Source organism: Martinezella sp. CNPSo 3890 (genome assembly GCF_057784455.1).
In genome coordinates, this window is sequence record NZ_JBXSOR010000019.1 from 56,771 (window position 1) to 73,820 (window position 17,050).

Consider the following 17,050-nt stretch of genomic DNA (forward strand, 5'->3'; position numbering starts at 1 on the left):
CAATAGGATCAAACGCCCGCGGAAACCAGAGTGCGCAGCCGTTCCTCGCGTAAAGCACGTGAGAAAAGAATCTCACAACGGTCTTACTTGAGGATGTTTTTTTCAGGCGGTGCGCATGGCGATGAAGGCAGCGGTCGCGGCGAGGATGCTGGCGGCGACCCGGTTCAGGATCTGCAGCGCCCTCGGCTTCTTGAGAAAGGTGCGCGCTCGCGACGCCAGCAGCATATAGGGCACCAGAACGATCAGCAGAACGATGAAAGTCGCCGTCACCAGCGCCGCATATTCGCGCAGCCCGATGCTGCCGATATCGATCAGGGTCGGCACCAGCGCAACATAGAAAAGCATGGTCTTGGGGTTGCCGAGCGTGACAAGCAGGCCGGAGAGGAAGGACATGCCGGCGCTGTTCGATTTCTTCGCGGCGATGTCGGCCGCAAGCAGGCCCGCTGTCCAGAGCTTCCAGGCGATATAGCCGAGATAAAGCGCACCGGCGATCTTGATGACGATGAAGACCTCGGTGAAGGTCTGCGCGACAAAGGCAAGCCCGAGGATGACGGCCGTCAGGTAGATGGTGTCGCCGAGCACAAGGCCGAGGCCCATGAAGAAGGTCTCGCGAAAGCCGGAGCCGAGGGCGCGCGCCACGATTGCCGTGATACCAGGACCCGGGATCGCAGCGGCGATGAAGAGGGCGCCGCAATAGGCAAACAAGGCCGCGAGCGTCATGGAATTCTCCTCCTGAGATGGTATTCGCTCTATCTCACCACCTTTGCGTTTTCAAGCGATTGCGCCGGTGCAGCGAACATATTACCAAGGCATTAACGCCGCGTCGCAACTGCTTTGCACAAGGATATCATGTCTTCCGCATTGCTCCTGATCGATCTTCAGAACTCCATCCTGACGGGCCTCGGCACGCCGGATCGTCAGCCCGTGATAGATGCCGCACTGGAGGGGGTTGTCACTAGGCTGGCGGCGCTGAAGCACAAGGCGCGTGCCGCCGGCATTCCCACCTTCATCGTCCAGCATGACGGCGGTCCCACCCATCGTTTGGCCAAGCGCAGCGAAGGCTGGCAGCTGCGCCGGGAAGTCGCGCCGGAAGCCGGCGATGCCGTCGTGCACAAGACGAGCTGCGATTCCTTCTTCGAGACGGATCTGGAGGCAAAGCTGCGAGCGCGTGGCGTCACTCATCTCATCGTCGGTGGTTGCATGACGCAGTTCTGCGTCGATACGACCGCGCGGCGCGCCGTCTCACTCGGTTTCGACGTCTCGCTGATCTCCGACGGACACACCACGGCGGATATGGGCAAACTGAGCTTCGAAGAGATTGTCACCCATCACAATATGCTGCTTGACGGTTTCGATGCCGGGCCGCATGAAATCAAGCTGGTCGCATCCCCCGAAATCTCCTTCTGAAGCCCTTCCTGCCGGAGCTCCATGCCGCATCTGACCAGCATGATCACTTTTGCCCTAATCGCTCTCGGCATGGTGCTGACACCCGGGCCGAACATGATCTATCTGGTGTCGCGATCGATCTCGCAGGGGCCAGTGGCTGGTTTGATCTCCCTTGGCGGTGTCGCCTGCGGCTTCCTTTTTTACATGCTCTCGGCCGCACTCGGCATTACCGCTTTCGTCTTTGCCGTGCCTTTTGCCTATGATGCGCTGAGGCTGGCGGGTGCCGCCTATCTTGGATGGCTCGCCTGGAATGCGCTGAAACCCGGTGGCCGTTCGGCCTTTCAGGTGCGCGAGCTGCCGAAGGATAGCGCGCGCCGGCTCTTCACGATGGGGCTGGTGACCAGCATCCTCAATCCGAAAGTGGCGATCCTTTATTTGTCGCTGCTGCCGCAGTTCGTCGATCCTAGCGCCGGCAGCGTCTTCACCCAGTCGATCATTCTCGGCTTTGCACAGATCATCATCAGCGTGACATTCAATGCTATCTTCGCGCTGAGTGCCGGCTGGATCGCGATGTTCCTCACCCGCCGTCCATCCTTCGCGCTGGTGCAGCGCTGGCTGATGGGCACTGTGCTTGCCGGGCTCGCTGTGCGCATGGCTTTTGAGGCTCAGCGCTAATGCGAGTTGTGTCAACAGCAGTCACCGCCGGTCTTCTGATGTTAGCAACCTTCGCGCCGCCTACCTCGGCAGCGGAGAAGGACGTGCAGACGATCGTCTTCATGCGCCATGGCGAAAAGCCGGAAGCAGGTCTCGGCCAACTGAGCTGCCAAGGTCTCAACCGGTCTTTGGCTCTGCCCTCGGTGCTAAGCAAGCTCTTCGGCAAGCCTGCTGCGATCTTTGCGCCGGATCCGTCGAAGCGAAAGGACGATTCTGGCACTTCCTACGATTACATCCGGCCGCTCGCGACTATCGAACCGACGGCAATTGCCTTTGGAATGCCTGTCGATACCAGCTTCGGCTATGAGGATATCGAGGATTTGAAAACCGAACTGAAGAAGCCTGCCTATGCCGGCAAGCTTATCTTCGTCGCCTGGGAGCACAAGCAGATCGTCGATCTCATCCGCCAGCTGATGAGCGAGAATGGTGGCGATGAAAAAGCGGTGCCGAAATGGCATGGCAAGGATTTCGACAGCCTCTATGTGCTGCGGATCGGCGGAGGCAAGGCGGGATCGGCGGCAACATTCGAAAAGATGGCGGAAGACCTCGACGGTCTCTCCGAAGTCTGTCCGAATCCGGCTAAGTAAACCTAGAACACCGGCCGCATGAAGCTGCGTTCGTAGCTGAGGATGCAGCGCGTTTCCTCGCCATAGGCAAGAGCTGCCTGGCACTCCGCATCCTCGGGTATTTTCAGCCGATATTCCTCATAGCCGGCAAGGCTCGGGAAGCTGAAGAGCGCCAAGGCGATGTTGCTGGCGCCTTCATGCGGCATGAAATAGCCGTGATGCGTGCCGCCCATGCGGTTGACCAGCGGAATCCAGAGCTTGGCGTAATGCTCGAACTGGGCAAGCTTGTAAGGGTCGATAACGTAGCGAAGATAGCAGGTGATCATTCGGCGGCTCCCTTGGAAACATGGTGGTTTCTATTCCAGGGCAGGGGGATCGTCCATCCCAGATTCATGCCGGCAGCAGCCGCGAGAATGATGACCGCGCCGAGGACCTGCGCCAGGCCAAGCACATGGCCGAAGGCGAAGCGATCGACGATGATGGCAGCGATTGGATAGACGAAGGAGAGCGCCCCAGTCAGATGCGTCGGCAGCTTCTGAATGGCGCCATAGAGCAGCACATACATCAACCCGGTATGGACCACGCCCATGGTGACGAGGATCGACCATCCCCCGGCATCCTGGGGTGCGGCCGAGAAATCGGTAAAGGGCGCCAACATGAGGATGCCAGTAGAGACCTGTATGAGCGCGATCAGGTGTGGCGGCGTGCCTTTCAGCCATTTGGCGGCGATCGCCGCCAGCGCATAGAAGAAGGCCGCACCTAAAGAGAGCAGGATACCGATCGCATAGCTTCCGCCACCTGCTGCCTCCGCCGGCTTGCCTTCGACGATCACAGCCATGCCGGCAAAGGCGAGGCCTAACCAGAAGAGCTTGGTGAAAGTGATCCGCTCGCCGAGGAACAGAGCGCCGAGCCCCAACAGCATGAAGGGCTGTGTGTTGTAGACGGTCGTGGCGATGGAAATGGAGGCGTGGGAATAGGCCGCGAAAAGCAGCAGCCAGTTGAGCACGATGGCGATCCCGCCACCGACGGCGATGGAGAATGTCTTCAGATTGAGGATGCCGGGGCGCAGCAGGCCCATTGCGCCGCAGATAACGAGCAGTGTCAGCGCCCCGAAGAAACAGCGCCAGAAGACGACGCCAGTCACGGCTTGCCCGGACATCAGCACGAACCAGCCGATCGTGCCTGAAATCAGCATCGCCGCCGTCATTTCCACCGTGCCGCGCTTAATTTCGCTCATTGCCTTTGCTCCCGTCTATCCACCCCAATCATATTGCGGTATCGGAGCTGGTGATATAGGTTTAGTAAGGCAATAGAGCTCAGATGCCTAAATAAATGAGGGTGAATGATGGGTGTTCCTAATGCAAGCCTGGGTCTGGATGAGATCGATCAGCGGATGCTGGAGTCGCTGGCGCGCAATGCCCGCATATCGCTGAAGGAACTGGCGGAAGCGGCCGGCCTGTCGTCGCCGAGTGCGGCGGAACGTCTGCGGCGGCTGGAGGAGCGCGGCGTCATCTCGGCCTTCACCGTCGATATCGCGCCAGAAGCAATCGGCTATCCCCTGCAGGCGATCGTCCGCATCCGGCCTCTGCCTGGCCAGCTGCATGTCGTCGAGCGCATCATTCAGGAGACGCCGGAGTTCATCGAATGCGACAAGGTCACCGGCGACGATTGCTTCATCGGGAGGCTGGTGGTGCGGTCAATGAGCGAGCTCGACGGCATCCTGGACAGGATTACCGAGCGGGCCGAGACGAACACATCGATGATCAAGGCGACGCCGGTCAAGCGTCGCTTGCCGCCGCTTTCCCGTTAAAACTCAGCCATGGGCGAAAGCATGAGCGGCTCGAGGATATCATCCGCCGCTTTGCCGCGCGCCATCAGCGTCGTGTAACCCTCGTAGGACTGCAGCGATACCTGGCAATCCAGCCGATCCGGTGAAAAGCAGATCTCGATGCGATCGGGTTCGATATCAAGCGCGGACAGGATGGTCACCAGCGAGGGGATGGCCGTTGCCACGACATCGAGAAGCCAGAGAGTCGCGCCGTCGAACGTCCATGCGATGACCATTTCATCTTCGAGTGCCGTCAGGCGGATCGCGGCGTTGAAGGAGGCATTCAGCAGAAACATCTCCATCTGCCTGACAACGGCAAATTGGGCGGAGACCGGCTGCCGGTTCTGCAGCAGCGTCTTGATCAGGCGCAGATCATCAGGCGCTTCGAGCGACAGTTGTCGGGCAGTCGGGCAGGCTTTTCCAAACTTCGGTATCTCCGCGACGAAGACATGTTGCGGTAGAGAGCGAAAGCCGTAACGCGCATAAAGCGCAGGCTTGTCGGTGAGCAGGAGATCGAGCTCGTAGCCCTCCGCCTGGGTGCGAGCAAAGGCACGCTGCATGAGATCGCGATAGAGCCCGCGCCCACGCCATTCCGGCCGCACCGCGCCGGACTGATATCCCGCTGCCCTGACGGCACGGCCGTTGACGATCAGCGGCATGGAGAAGGCGGTGAAATTGGCGATGCAACGGCCATCGGCATCGAAATAGCCAAACGGCATGCTTGTGGGATCGGGGCCGCCTAATCGATCTTGAATGCCGACGTCGATGGAGAACGTATCTTCAAGCAGGTCGACAAGACCCTTCCACGCAGCTGGATCGCCGAAATAGTCCTGTCGTAAGGTCAGGCCATGCGTCTGGGCAATCTCCGACATCACACGCCGGTCGAGCCGAAACCGCCTGCGCCGCGCGTGGTTTCGCTGATCTCCGCAATCTCGGCGATACGCACCTGCATGACTGGCGCTATAACCATCTGCGCGATGCGCATGCCGCGGGTGATCTCGAACGGCTCCTCGCTAAGGTTGGCCAGTAGCACCTTCACTTCGCCGCGATAGTCGCTGTCAACTGTGCCGGGCGAGTTCAGGCAGGTAATCCCATGCTTGAAGGCAAGCCCTGAACGCGGGCGGATCTGCGCCTCGAAGCCTTCAGGAACTTCGAAGACAAAACCCGTTGGGACGAGAACCCGATTCCACGGTGCGATCGTCAGCGTCGCACCATCGTCGATGGCAGCGCGCAGGTCCATACCGGCCGCGCCCTTGGTTTCGTAGGCGGGTAGTTCCAGGCCCTCCCCATGCGGCAGGCGGATGAGGTTCAGGGTCGGAGTGATGTCGGTGTGAATGGTCATGCGGCAATAGTTTGCGTTTGAAAGCCGGAGGTCAATTGCATTTGGGGCTTTGAGTCGCTAGATACGGCCGCAATTCACAGGATTCACACGCATGGCTGAAAGTCTCGCCGAGGCGGTTTCCCGCCGCCGCACATTCGCTATTATCGCTCACCCGGACGCGGGTAAGACAACGCTCACCGAAAAACTGCTGCTGTTCGGCGGTGCCATTCAGCTCGCTGGTGAAGTCAAGGCGAAGAAGGATCGCATGCAGACGCGCTCCGACTGGATGAAGATCGAGCGCGAGCGCGGTATCTCGGTCGTGACATCAGTCATGACCTTCGAATATGAAGGCAACGTCTTCAACATTCTCGATACGCCCGGCCACGAAGACTTCGCCGACGATACCTACCGCACGCTGACGGCCGTCGACGCCGCGGTCATGGTCATCGACGCCGCCAAGGGTATCGAGCCGCGAACGCTGAAGCTGTTCGAAGTCTGCCGCATGCGCGACATCCCGATCATCACCTTCATCAACAAGATGGACCGCGAAAGCCGCGATCCCTTCGAAATTCTCGATGAAGTCGAAGAGAAGCTGGCGCTGGATACGGCTCCGGTCACTTGGCCGATCGGTCGCTCCAAGACTTTCTGCGGCTCCTACCATCTGGCTGACAATACGGTGCGCGGTTCCGATACCGAGGTCGAGGCGACCAAGGTGAACGGCCCACAGGCGGTCGCCGACCGGCTGCCGGAAAACGAGCGCCAGGCCTTTATCGACGAGACGGAACTGGCGATCGAAGCCTGCCGTCCCTTCGACCGGGCCTCCTTCCTCGAAGGCCACATGACACCGGTCTTCTTCGGCTCGGCGCTGCGCAATTTCGGCGTGCGCGATCTCATCAATGCGCTCGGTGCATTCGCGCCGCCGCCGCGCGATCAGGTCGCCGATGTCAGGACGGTTCACGCCACCGACGACAAGATGACGGCCTTCGTCTTCAAGATCCAGGCGAACATGGACCCGAACCACCGCGACCGCATCGCCTTTGCCCGCATCTGCTCCGGCAAGCTGGAGCGTGGCATGAAGGCGCGGCTGTCGCGCACCGGTAAGCAGCTGGGCCTCACTGCGCCGCAATTCTTCTTCGCCTCGCAGCGCCAGCTCGCCGACACGGCCTATGCCGGCGATGTCGTCGGCATTCCGAACCATGGAACGCTGCGCATCGGCGATACGCTGACCGAAGGCGAATCGCTCGTCTTCCAGGGCGTGCCGAACTTCTCGCCGGAAATCCTGCGCCGTGTTCGTCTTGAAGATGCGATGAAGGCAAAGAAGCTCAAGGAAGCCTTGCAGCAGATGGCCGAAGAAGGCGTCGTGCAGCTCTTCTCGCCCGAAGATGGCTCACCCGCCATCGTCGGCGTCGTCGGCGCCTTGCAGCTCGATGTGCTGAAGGAGCGCCTGATGGCCGAATACGGCCTGCCGGTGTCGTTCGAAATGTCGCGCTTTTCGGTCTGCCGCTGGATCTCGGCCGATCAATCCGCCGACCTCGAAAAGTTCGTCACCGCTCGCCGCGGCGACATCGCCCGCGATCTCGATGGCGATCCGGTCTTCCTCGCCCAGGACGGCTTCTCGCTGCGCTATGAAGCGGAACGTTATCCGGCTATCAAGATGGCCGCGATCAAGGAATATCACGCCGTCAAGGCGGCTTGATATCGAAGACGTTGCAGCCGCAGGCGACGAGCCTGTGGCTCACGGCGCTATTGTACTCATCAGCTCCGCGTAGCGCGCCTCGGTGGCCTCATCCAGCGGAAACATGCATTCGACCCGCAGCTCCTGCGTCGTGATCATCTGCGCGGTGCCGACCGTCGTCACCAACGAGAAAAATCTCAGGACATGCCTGTCCTTCACGAAGGACAAAGGGATCAGCGGCGCATTCTCGATAGCCGGCGGTGTTTGCCATTCGGAATTCACATCGGGGTAGGCGAGCAGATTATCGATCAGCTCCTTTGTCCGTCCGTCGATGACACGACCGACGGACTCGCGGAAGACGCGCGCCAAAAGGCTTTCTGCCGTCTTCTCCCAATCCGCAATAAAGGGCCGCATGCCCAAGGGGTCGAACATGAGATGCAGGAGATTGCGCGGTTTTGGACGTGCAGCCATATCGGTGAACTGGCCGAAGAAGCGAAGCGTTGCATCATTAGTCATCAGCACATTCCAGTAGCGATCCATCACGATGGCCGGAAAAGGCTCGTGCTGGCGCAGCATGCGTTTCAGCGCATGGGTAATGCCCTGCATCTCGTGATCATCGAAGCTTCCTTCGGAATAGATCGGCGCATAGCCGGCAGCGAGCAGCAGCGTGTTGCGCTCGCGGAAGGGCACCTCCAGGGCATCGGCGAGACGCAACACATTCTGGCGGCCGGGCGTGCTCCTGCCGCTTTCGATGAAGCTGATCTGGCGCTGCGAAATGCCGGTGTCGAGCGAAAGCTCGAGCTGGCTCTTGCCACGCGTGTCGCGCCATGCCCGTAGCTGCGGTCCCAACTCGTTTGGCAATCTCAGTTCTGCGGGGAACGAACTCATCCTGCAAAGCCTCGCTTCGTCCGTTTGGTATGGCGGGGCTGTATTCGGCATCCCCGCCAGCCTCAGTTCTTATGAGAAGGCAACAGGTCCGACCGAACCGTACCAGTGGCGCACTTTCGTCGGATCTGCCTCATCCATGTAAAAGAAGTGCGTCATGACCGGCTTGACCACCGCCTGCGTGCGATCATTCGGGCTCATTGTGACGGTTCCTCGGAACACCTTGAGCGATCCGGCGTCCCAATATTCGGTGACATCATGCGATGCCGTGAAACCGGTGTCGATGAAAGCGCGCAAGTTCCGGCGAATGGTTTCGCGTCCCTTCCAGTCGGCAATGCCGAGATTGCATGTGGCGTCTTCCGCGAGACAATCAAAGCCTTCGCCGAAGGTCTTGTCGTCGATTTCGCGCCAGAAGGCGAGCAGCCATTGCGGGGCTTCCGTCTTGGTGAATGACATGGTCGTCATGGAATTCTCCTAAGCCTGCCTTTGGAATGATGTCGTGGCCATTGACGTCATCCCGGAAAGCTTTCTTTCGTTGAAGGGCTGAAAAGCTCTTCCTGCAAGAAGATGGTCGTTAGATACCCCGAGACGGATGCCGCTCTCAATTACATGCGATGTAATGAAAGCATGGTCCATGAGCTCTCAAGTCGACGTGATTGGTTCGGATGCGTTTCATTTTGGAATAGTGCCATCGCGATGTTCCATCCGATATAGCGCTATGCCATAGTGCCGCCCCGAGGTCCCCTCGATCAGAACGAGCAGCTTTCATGATGAAATTTCTTGCGGTTCTTGCTCTGGCCGTTGTCGGCCTGATGCCGGTCGCAGCCGAGGCGCGAATCATCACCGATGCGGCCGGACGCACGGTGTCTGTGCCGGATAAGATCAACCGCATTCTGGTGGCCGGCCCGCCGGCAACCGCGCTGGTCTATGTGCTGGCGCCCGAAAAACTGGTGGGTTGGGTTCATGCCCCTGATGATGCCGCCAAGGCCTATCTGATGCCGTCGGTGCGGTCGCTGCCGACAATCGGGCGCCTGACGGGCAAGGACGGCACGGTCAGCGCACAGGCAGTCATCGATGCCAAGCCGGACATCATTCTCGATGCCGGCACGGTCGACCCGACCTACAAGGCGCTCGCCGACAAGGTGCAATCGGAAACGCACATTCCGTATATCCTTGTGGATGGCAGCTTCGCCCGCACGGCCGATACGCTTCGCGACGTCGGCGCACTGATCGGTGTCGAGGACCGTGCGAACAAGCTTGCCGACTATGCCGATTCAGCAATCAAGGATCTGAACGACAAGCTCGCGACGCTGCCGAACGATCCACGACCACGCGTCTATTATGGCCGTGGTGCCGATGGCCTCGAAACCGGGCTTTCCGGCTCGATCAATCTCGAGATCCTCGATGCCGTTGGCACGATGAATGTCGCCGCCGCTGCCGGCAAGGGTGGCCTCGCCAAGGTAACGCCGCAGCAGGTCGCCGGCTGGAACCCAGATATCATCATCGCCGAGAGCCCTGCCTTTGCCGCCTCGGTGAAAAACGATCCGCAATGGGCCGGCATCAAGGCCGTCAAGGACGGCAAGATCTTCGTGCCGCCGTCTCTGCCTTTCGGCTGGTTCGATTCCCCGCCCGGCGTCAATCGGCTGCTCGGCGTGCGCTGGATGGAGAAGTTGCTCTATCCGAAGCTCTTCCGCAGCGATTTTTCCGACGATGTGAAGGAATTCTATAAGCTGTTCTACCAAGTCGATCTGACCGATGATCAGCTGGCGGCCTTGCTGAAGGGCATGAAGTAACACTCTGATAAGGAAGGCGTTCATGGTCCGGGAGAACGAAATTCGCGAAAACGAGGTGGCTGTCGAGCCGCCCGCAGCCTCGGATGCCGGCCTTACCTTCATCGGCCGCATTTCGACACCCTGGACATCGCGCATGGAAACGCCGCGTCAGGGTCGGCACGACGGCCCGATCTGCCGGATCGAGATCTTCGAGCCCTGGGTGGCAGCGTTGAAAGGTGTGGAAGCCTTTGAGCGGTTGGAAGTTCTCTATTGGCTGGATCGGTCTCGCCGGGATCTCGTGCTGCAGAGCCCGGCCAGCAACGGCAAGGTACACGGCACTTTTTCGCTGCGCTCGCCAGTACGGCCGAACCCCATCGGCACCTCTATCGTCAAATTGGAAGCGGTCGAAGGTGCCGTGCTGCTGGTGCGTGGCCTCGATTGCCTGGATGGTACGCCGCTACTCGATCTGAAGCCGGATCGCACCCTGTTCAAACCGATCGCGCCGCCGCAGCCCGGAGATTTCCAGACCGGCGACGGCGAGACGGTGCATTACTGCCAGAAGCGCGATGCTTAATTGTTTCACGCAATTCCTGACGGAAAACCGCTGCGCACTTATCCTGCAATTGCTTTAGTCGACTGCAACCATCACGTCAGACGCCTTGATCACGGCATAGGCTGAGGAGCCTACCGTCAGGCTCAACTCGTCGACAGCCTCGTTGGTGATCGAGGAGGTGACGATCGAGCCGTTGCCGATATCGATGCGGACATGCGCCGTCGTCGCGCCCTTGGTGATTTCGACGACCTTGCCCTTGAGGCGGTTTCTAGCACTGATTTTCATGGATGTTTCTCCCTTGTGACCGGCGCGACAATATCGTCGTCTCCGGCGACGGGCCATCGAAATCCTATTCGCCGCGCGGATAGCGCTGGTTTTCCTCCAGCACGTTGAGGTCCATATGGTTGCGCATGTAGCGCTCCGAAGCCTTTTGCAGAGGCTGGTAGTCCCACGGGTAATAGGCGCCGTTGCGCAGCGCCGTGTAGACCACCCATCTCCGCGCTTGGCTTTCGCGCACGGCAGCGTCGAAACTTGCGAGATCCCAGCGGGCGATGGCCTGCGCCGTCAATCTCTCCAGCGTCTCCGCATAGGCCGGGTTGCCTGCCAGATTGGTCAGCTCCTTCGGGTCCGCGTCGATGTCGAAGAGCATCGGCGGATCCTTCTCGCAAAGGGTCAGCTTGTAATTGCCGTCGCGTAAGGCCACCAGCGGTGCTTCCGAGCCTTCCGCGGCATATTCCATCGGCACGGGACTGCGGCCTCCGGTTCCAAGAGCCAGCGAGGTCAGATCCTCACCATCGGTCCAGCGACGCAACGATGCGATGTCGATGCCGGCAAGGGCGGCGAGCGTCGGCGTCACGTCCAGCGTCGACACCGGCTGGTCGATCCTCTTCGGCTGCCAGCCGGGGGCTGCGATCATCAGCGGCACGCGGGCGGAACCTTCGAAGAAGTTCATCTTGAACCACAGGCCGCGCTCGCCGAGCATGTCGCCATGGTCGGAGACGAAGAGAATAATCGTGTTGTCGGCCATACGGCCGCGCTCGAGCGTGTCCAGGATCTCGCCGATCTTCTCATCGACATAGGAGATATTGGCGAAATAGCCGCGGCGTGCCCGGCGGATCTGCTCCGGCGTGATGTCGAAGGCGGTGTGATCGCAGGCCTTCATCAGCCGCTGCGAATGCGGGTCCTGTTGCTCGAATGGAATTTCGCCGACTTCGGGATCGAGCGCCGGGCAATCTTCGTAGAGATCCCAGAAGCGGCGGCGCGCGACATAGGGGTCGTGCGGATGCGTGAAGCTGACCGTCAGGCACCATGGCCTTTCGTCTTGGCGGCGAGAGAGGTCGTAGAGCTTGCGGGTCGCGTGATAAGCAACCTCGTCGTCATATTCCATCTGGTTGGTGATCTCGGCGACACCTGCCCCGGTCACGGAACCGAGATTGTGATACCACCAGTCAATGCGCTCGCCGGGCTTCGTATAGTCCGGCGTCCAGCCAAAATCGGCGGGGTAGATGTCCGTCGTCAGCCGCTCCTCGAAACCGTGCATCTGATCCGGACCGACGAAATGCATCTTGCCAGAGAGTGCTGTCTGGTAGCCGGCGGCGCGCAGATGGTGGGCGAACGTCGGAATGTCCGAGCAGAATTCGGCGGCATTGTCATAGACGCGCGTACGGCTCGGCAGTTGACCGGACATGAAGGAGGCGCGTGCCGGCGCGCAGAGCGGGCTTGCCGTATAGCTATTGGCAAAGCGAACGGAGCGCTTCGCCAGGGCCTTCAGGACCGGCGCATGCAGGAACTCGGCCGGGCCGTCGGGGAAGAACGTCCCGTTGAACTGATCGACCATGAGGATAAGGATGTTTGGGCGGGACATGCAGATGTCTTTCTTGCGGGTCAGAGGCCGATGGCGGCTTTGACGGCCTCGAGGCCAGGCTTGCCGTCGATAGTGGTGACGCCGGAAAGCCAGGGCGTCAAGGCGTCCGGATGCGCCTTCAGCCAGGCAGTGGCCGCGTCCTTGGCGCTCTCGCCACCGAGGATCGATCCCATCAGCGAATTCTCCATGCCGATGTCGAAGGTTAGGTTATGGAAGAGCTTGGCGGCGTTCGGGCATTGCGCCGACCAGCCGGTGCGCGCCAGCGTGTAGACCTCGGCGCCGCCGTAATTCGCGCCGAAATAGGCATCGCCACCGGAAAGATAAGCGATCTTGAAGCGCTCGTTCATCGGATGCGGCGCCCAGGCGAGGAAGACGATCGCCTGCTTGTCCTTCGATGCGCGCTCCACTTGCGACAGCATGGCCTGCTCGCTCGATTCCACCAGTTCCCAACCCTTCAGGCCGAAGTCGTTAGCGTCGATCATCTTCTGGATATTGGCATTCGCGGGCGCGCCCGGCTCGATGCCGTAGATCTTGCGGCCGAAATCGTCGCCATACTTCTGCAGGTCGGAAAAATCCTTGATGCCCATGTCGGCGACGTAGGTAGGAACGGCGAGCGTGAACTTCGCGCCCTGAAGGTTACGGTTTAGCACTTCGGCTGCCTTCGCCTTGTTGAGATCGTCGACGAAGGCCTTCTGCGCCGGCATCCAGTTGCCGAGGAAAACGTCGATCTCGCCTGTCTTCATCGCCTGGTAGCCGATGGGCACAGAGAGCGTCTTGATGTCGGGCTCGTAGCCGAGCGCGGTTAAGAGCACGCCGGTCACGCCGTTGGTCGAGGTGATATCGGTCCAGCCGGGGTCCGAAAGGTGGATCGTCTTGCAGCTGTCGCCATCAGCCCGGGCGATGCCGGCAAGGGAAAGGACGGAAAGAAGAGCGCCGGCGGCGAGCCGTCCCATTGCAGAGATGCACATGACGATGGTTCCCTCTTGTTATTGGATTATTTTATTGAACATCACTAGAGTTCGCACTGTGAAGCAGGCATTTTTCGATAGGTGCCAAAAGGAAATTTTATGGCTGAACGTCTCGTCGATCTCGGTTGGCTGCGGATATTCCTGGAAGTGGGCCGCTCCGGCAGCCTCTCCGGCGCCGCTGCAGCGCTTGGCCTGACGCAACCGGCCGTCAGCTATCAGATCCGCCGCATCGAGGAGCAGATGGGTGTGCCCCTGTTTCGCCGCCAGCATCGCGGCGTTGTGCTCTCGCCGGAAGGGCAGCGCCTGTTCGAGATCGTCGAAAAATCCGTCGGCAGCGTCGACCATCTGGTGCGCAGTTTCCGCGCCGAGGCGGAACGGCCATTCGTTCGCCTGCGCACGGATTATGCTTTTTCCGCGCTGTGGCTCATTCCGCGCATGCATGCGTTCCGGTTGCTTCACCCAGAAGTGGATATCCAGATCGTCGCCACACAGCGGCTGGATCGTGGCGCGCCGGAAAGTGGCGATATCGCCGTCTTCTTCGGCACGCGCAGCGAATTCGGTCCCGCCGCCACCTTGCTTTTGCCGGAAAAGGTCGTGCCGATCTGTACCAGGGGTTTCGCGGAGCGTCACGGCCCGTTCACCGATCCCTCGCAGCTCGCAGGCACCACGCTCGTCCATCTCGATTCGGAGATGCCATCGCCCTGGTTCGACTGGGAAAGCTATCTTTCTGCCTTCGGCATTGCCCGCGACGCCTATGCCGGCCGCGGCGATCTGCGCTTCAACACCTATTCGCTGGTTGTGCAGGCAGCGCTCAGCGAGCAGGGCGTTGCCATTGGCTGGATGGGCCTTGTCGATTCTCTGCTTGCCGCCCGGACGCTAGTGACGGCCGGCCCGATGCTGGAGGCGCCGGAGCGCGGTTATTGGCTGCTGCCGCCGGCCGCCGCGAATCCGCAGGCGGAGCGGCTGGCGCAATGGCTGCTCACCGAAGCCGCCGCCGGATGATCATTATGCTCTATTCCGCCGTAAGATCGGCAAGAAACGTCTCGCACCAGCGCGATACGTCATTTTCAAGCAGATAATCCATCATGCCGCGCCAGCGTTCCTGCCGCTCCTGCAGCGGCATGTTGATGGCGCGCGCCAGCGCATTGGCGGTGCCGTCGACATCATAGGGGTTGACCAGCAGAGCACCTTTTAGCTTACGCGCCGCCCCGGCAAAGCGGGACAGAACCAGCACGCCGGGATTGTCCGGGTCTTGCGCCGCGACATATTCCTTGGCAACCAGGTTCATGCCGTCGCGTAGCGGCGTCACGAGCCCAACTTTCGCAATCCGGTAAAGTCCCGCCAGGATCGGGCGGCTGATCGAGCGGTTGATATAGCGGATCGGCACCCAGTCGACCGTCCCGATCGCGCCGTTGACCCGGCCCGCCTGTTCGGCAACCGCGTTTTGCATCGCCTCGTATTCGGGGACTTCCGAGCGCGATTTCGGCGTGATCTGCAGATAGGTGATACTGCGTTGGTGAGCGGGATTGTTGGTGATGAAGCGTTCGAAGGCATCGATGCGCTGTGTGATGCCCTTGGAGTAATCCAGTCGGTCGACGCCCAGGATAAGGTCGCGGCCCTCGATGCTTTGCCGTACCTTCTGCACCATGCTGTGCGACGCGGCCTTGCGGGCAAATTCGGCAAAGCCGGCCGTCTCGATGCCGATCGAGTAAGCGCCGCCGCGAAAATCATGGCCGTGGGCGCTGAAATGGCCGGGGCTTTTCTCGATGCCCATGCCCTCGCGCTTCAGGCAACCTGCAAAGTTCTCAAGATCATGGTCCGTCTGAAAACCGAGCAGGTCGTAGGAGGAAAGGCCACGCATGATCTCCTCATGCACCGGCATGGCAAGCACGACGTCCGCCGGCGGCCAGGGAATGTGCAGGAAGAAGCCGATGCGGTTCTTCAAGCCCATCTGCCGCAGCTCTGCCGCCAGTGGAATGAGATGATAGTCGTGCACCCAAATAATGTCGTCAGGTTCGATCAGCGGTGCGAGCCGGTGGGCAAAGAAGCGGTTGACGCGGAAATAGCCGGTCATTTCCTTGCGGGCATATTCGGCGAGATCGAGCCGGTAATGACAGATCGGCCAGAGCACGCGGTTGGCAAAGCCCTGATAATATTCCTCGACATCGGTCTGGGTAAGATCGGTCAGCGCATAGGTGATGTTGCCGTCCTGCGTCATCTGCAGCGGCTCGGGCTCCACGTCGCCGCTCGATTTGCCGGACCAGCCCATCCAGATGCCGCCGCGCTCGGCGAGCGCCGCCTGAAGCGCGACCGCAAGGCCGCCTGCCGCAGCGGCGCCTTTATGGTCGGGTACGGAAACACGATTAGAAACAATGATGAGTCGACTCACGAATTCTTCCTTTCGAGAAGGCTGGTAGTGATCGCCATGATCGAAAATTACTTGACGAGCGTTCCCAGCACGTCCCTTAAACGCGCAGGTGAGCCAATGGATGCACGCGCCAGTGTTTTTCCGTTGGCATCGCCGATGCGCACGGATTGGCCGCCGAGACGGTTGGCGGCGGCAAACATGGTCTCGTCGGTCACGTCGTCGCCGATCGCGACCGGGCGGCGCCCCTCGAAAGGCGTTTCGGCAAGAAACGCCTCGACGGCATGTCCCTTGCTGGCGTGGGAAGGGCAGATTTCGAGGACCATCTTGCCGCGCTGCAGATTCCAGTCGGGACCGGCTTCCTCCAGATGGCGTTGCATGACTTCGCCGATTTCGGCCTCGTATGCGGGTGCGTGCCGAAAGTGAACCGCGACCGCAGCCCCCTTGTCCTCGACAATGGCGCCGGGCCAGGCGAGCGCTTCGTGCCGAATGACCTGCTTCATCTCCTGGAAGGCAGGCGGAATATGCGCGCGCCGCAGCCGTCCCGCCGCATCGCGGCGTTCCGCGCCATGCAAGCCGGCGACGGGAAAGCGGAATGGGGCAAAAACGGGATCGACGAATTCGATGGCGCGGCCCGTCACCAAGGCGAGCGCGCCTCCAAGCTGACGAGAGAGCGCATGCAGCGTGCCGGGCAGATAGTCGGGCACGACGATCGCTTCCGGCCTTTCGGCGAGATCGAGCAGGGTTCCGTCAATATCGAGGAACAAGGCCCAGTCCTGCGGATACAATGAGAGTGCGGTAAGGGCCGGCTCGTTCAGCGGCCTCTGTTTGGCTTCACCCTGTTCGGGCTGTTCCTGAGAAGACATGCTGGGTTAGCTAAGGCGCTCTTCTCGTTTGGCAAGGCAAAAAATAACAGCTCAAAATCAAAAGGGGCCGCCTTAAGCGACCCCCCATGAGCTTTGGCCCGTAACTGGCCTGAAGCGGCGAACGCTTCGGGAAGGTGTTGATCAGAGCGAGGGCTGCCTCGCAACGCTCACAACCATTTCCATGCCGTATACAAAGACCGAAATCTCACTAGACATTGGATCACCTTCCTTTCGTTACGTTTCAGACAAGCTTAACGTAGCTCAAATTTGACTTGATGCAAGAGGAA

At 60.4% G+C, this 17,050-nt stretch carries 20 protein-coding genes; 8 read left to right on the forward strand and 12 right to left on the reverse strand.

Annotated features, from left to right (window positions below):
* Positions 1-102 precede the first annotated feature (102 nt).
* Entirely contained in the window at positions 103-720 is a 618-nt protein-coding gene (locus AC13RC_RS29260; protein ID WP_488559367.1) for a LysE family translocator, read from the reverse strand.
* Positions 721-849: 129 nt separating this feature from the next.
* Between AC13RC_RS29260 and AC13RC_RS29265 the strand changes: the two genes are divergently transcribed.
* From AC13RC_RS29265 to AC13RC_RS29275, 3 genes are read left to right on the forward strand one after another with little or no spacing between them, the layout of a single operon-like run.
* Positions 850-1,407, forward strand: a complete 558-nt coding sequence (locus AC13RC_RS29265) for a cysteine hydrolase family protein (RefSeq protein WP_488559368.1) — start codon at positions 850-852, stop codon at positions 1,405-1,407.
* 21 nt (positions 1,408-1,428) lie between these two features.
* A complete protein-coding gene (locus AC13RC_RS29270; RefSeq protein WP_488559369.1) occupies positions 1,429-2,061 on the forward strand; it encodes a LysE family translocator in 633 nt (210 codons plus the stop codon).
* On the forward strand, positions 2,061-2,687 hold the full coding sequence (locus tag AC13RC_RS29275; protein WP_488559370.1) for a hypothetical protein: 627 nt from the start codon (positions 2,061-2,063) through the stop codon (positions 2,685-2,687). The genes AC13RC_RS29270 and AC13RC_RS29275 overlap by 1 nt, the downstream gene beginning before the upstream one ends.
* Positions 2,688-2,689: 2 nt before the next feature.
* Here the strand turns inward: AC13RC_RS29275 and AC13RC_RS29280 are convergent, their stop codons facing one another.
* Positions 2,690-2,992, reverse strand: a complete 303-nt coding sequence (locus AC13RC_RS29280) for an NIPSNAP family protein (protein WP_488559371.1) — start codon at positions 2,990-2,992, stop codon at positions 2,690-2,692.
* On the reverse strand, positions 2,989-3,903 hold the full coding sequence (locus AC13RC_RS29285; RefSeq protein ID WP_488559372.1) for a DMT family transporter: 915 nt from the start codon (positions 3,901-3,903) through the stop codon (positions 2,989-2,991). Before AC13RC_RS29285 ends, AC13RC_RS29280 begins: the two co-directional genes overlap by 4 nt.
* Positions 3,904-4,011: 108 nt before the next feature.
* Here AC13RC_RS29285 and AC13RC_RS29290 point away from each other — a divergent pair, with 108 nt between their 5' ends.
* Positions 4,012-4,476, forward strand: a complete 465-nt coding sequence (locus AC13RC_RS29290) for an Lrp/AsnC family transcriptional regulator (RefSeq protein WP_488559412.1) — start codon at positions 4,012-4,014, stop codon at positions 4,474-4,476.
* On the opposite strand, the gene AC13RC_RS29295 is transcribed toward AC13RC_RS29290, so the two are convergent.
* A complete protein-coding gene (locus AC13RC_RS29295; protein WP_488559373.1) occupies positions 4,473-5,366 on the reverse strand; it encodes a GNAT family N-acetyltransferase in 894 nt (297 codons plus the stop codon). The two genes, AC13RC_RS29290 and AC13RC_RS29295, sit on opposite strands and share 4 nt — an antisense overlap.
* On the reverse strand, positions 5,366-5,836 hold the full coding sequence (dut, locus tag AC13RC_RS29300; protein WP_183812339.1) for a dUTP diphosphatase: 471 nt from the start codon (positions 5,834-5,836) through the stop codon (positions 5,366-5,368). Before dut ends, AC13RC_RS29295 begins: the two co-directional genes overlap by 1 nt.
* Before the next feature lie 91 nt (positions 5,837-5,927).
* Here dut and AC13RC_RS29305 point away from each other — a divergent pair, with 91 nt between their 5' ends.
* Positions 5,928-7,511 carry a peptide chain release factor 3 gene (locus tag AC13RC_RS29305; RefSeq protein WP_488559374.1) on the forward strand — a complete coding sequence of 528 codons (1,584 nt, stop codon included), beginning with the start codon at positions 5,928-5,930 and terminating at the stop codon, positions 7,509-7,511.
* 39 nt (positions 7,512-7,550) lie between these two features.
* Here AC13RC_RS29305 and AC13RC_RS29310 read toward each other — a convergent pair whose 3' ends face one another.
* Together AC13RC_RS29310 and AC13RC_RS29315 are read right to left on the reverse strand one after the other, a co-directional pair.
* Positions 7,551-8,378: a helix-turn-helix domain-containing protein gene (locus AC13RC_RS29310; protein WP_488559375.1), complete on the reverse strand. Its 828-nt coding sequence runs from the start codon at positions 8,376-8,378 to the stop codon at positions 7,551-7,553.
* A gap of 69 nt (positions 8,379-8,447) precedes the next feature.
* Positions 8,448-8,840, reverse strand: coding sequence for a nuclear transport factor 2 family protein (locus AC13RC_RS29315; RefSeq protein ID WP_145322191.1), 393 nt, complete (start codon positions 8,838-8,840; stop codon positions 8,448-8,450).
* Between the two features lie 302 nt (positions 8,841-9,142).
* Here AC13RC_RS29315 and AC13RC_RS29320 point away from each other — a divergent pair, with 302 nt between their 5' ends.
* Both AC13RC_RS29320 and tsaA read left to right on the forward strand, forming a co-directional pair.
* Positions 9,143-10,168 carry an iron ABC transporter substrate-binding protein gene (locus AC13RC_RS29320; RefSeq protein WP_488559376.1) on the forward strand — a complete coding sequence of 342 codons (1,026 nt, stop codon included), beginning with the start codon at positions 9,143-9,145 and terminating at the stop codon, positions 10,166-10,168.
* Between the two features lie 22 nt (positions 10,169-10,190).
* On the forward strand, positions 10,191-10,721 hold the full coding sequence (gene tsaA, locus AC13RC_RS29325) for a tRNA (N6-threonylcarbamoyladenosine(37)-N6)-methyltransferase TrmO (RefSeq protein WP_488559377.1): 531 nt from the start codon (positions 10,191-10,193) through the stop codon (positions 10,719-10,721).
* A 54-nt stretch (positions 10,722-10,775) separates the two neighbouring features.
* Here the strand turns inward: tsaA and AC13RC_RS29330 are convergent, their stop codons facing one another.
* The 3 genes from AC13RC_RS29330 to AC13RC_RS29340 all read right to left on the reverse strand — a co-directional run bounded on the left by AC13RC_RS29330 (position 10,776) and on the right by AC13RC_RS29340 (position 13,532).
* The gene (locus tag AC13RC_RS29330; protein ID WP_488559378.1) at positions 10,776-10,985 is read right to left on the reverse strand and encodes a TOBE domain-containing protein; all 210 of its coding nucleotides are present in this window, start codon (positions 10,983-10,985) and stop codon (positions 10,776-10,778) included.
* A gap of 64 nt (positions 10,986-11,049) precedes the next feature.
* Complete coding sequence (gene betC / locus AC13RC_RS29335) at positions 11,050-12,564, reverse strand: choline-sulfatase (protein WP_488559379.1); 1,515 nt, start codon at positions 12,562-12,564, stop codon at positions 11,050-11,052.
* A gap of 20 nt (positions 12,565-12,584) precedes the next feature.
* Positions 12,585-13,532, reverse strand: coding sequence for a choline ABC transporter substrate-binding protein (locus AC13RC_RS29340; protein WP_488559380.1), 948 nt, complete (start codon positions 13,530-13,532; stop codon positions 12,585-12,587).
* A gap of 99 nt (positions 13,533-13,631) precedes the next feature.
* On the opposite strand from AC13RC_RS29340, the gene AC13RC_RS29345 reads away from it, so the two are divergent.
* Positions 13,632-14,534, forward strand: coding sequence for a choline sulfate utilization transcriptional regulator (locus tag AC13RC_RS29345; RefSeq protein WP_488559381.1), 903 nt, complete (start codon positions 13,632-13,634; stop codon positions 14,532-14,534).
* Positions 14,535-14,544: 10 nt separating this feature from the next.
* Here AC13RC_RS29345 and otsA read toward each other — a convergent pair whose 3' ends face one another.
* Together otsA and otsB are read right to left on the reverse strand one after the other, a co-directional pair.
* The gene (gene otsA, locus AC13RC_RS29350) at positions 14,545-15,921 is read right to left on the reverse strand and encodes an alpha,alpha-trehalose-phosphate synthase (UDP-forming) (protein WP_488559382.1); all 1,377 of its coding nucleotides are present in this window, start codon (positions 15,919-15,921) and stop codon (positions 14,545-14,547) included.
* Positions 15,922-15,968: 47 nt separating this feature from the next.
* The gene (gene otsB / locus AC13RC_RS29355; protein ID WP_488559383.1) at positions 15,969-16,763 is read right to left on the reverse strand and encodes a trehalose-phosphatase; all 795 of its coding nucleotides are present in this window, start codon (positions 16,761-16,763) and stop codon (positions 15,969-15,971) included.
* Positions 16,764-17,050: the final 287 nt, after the last annotated feature.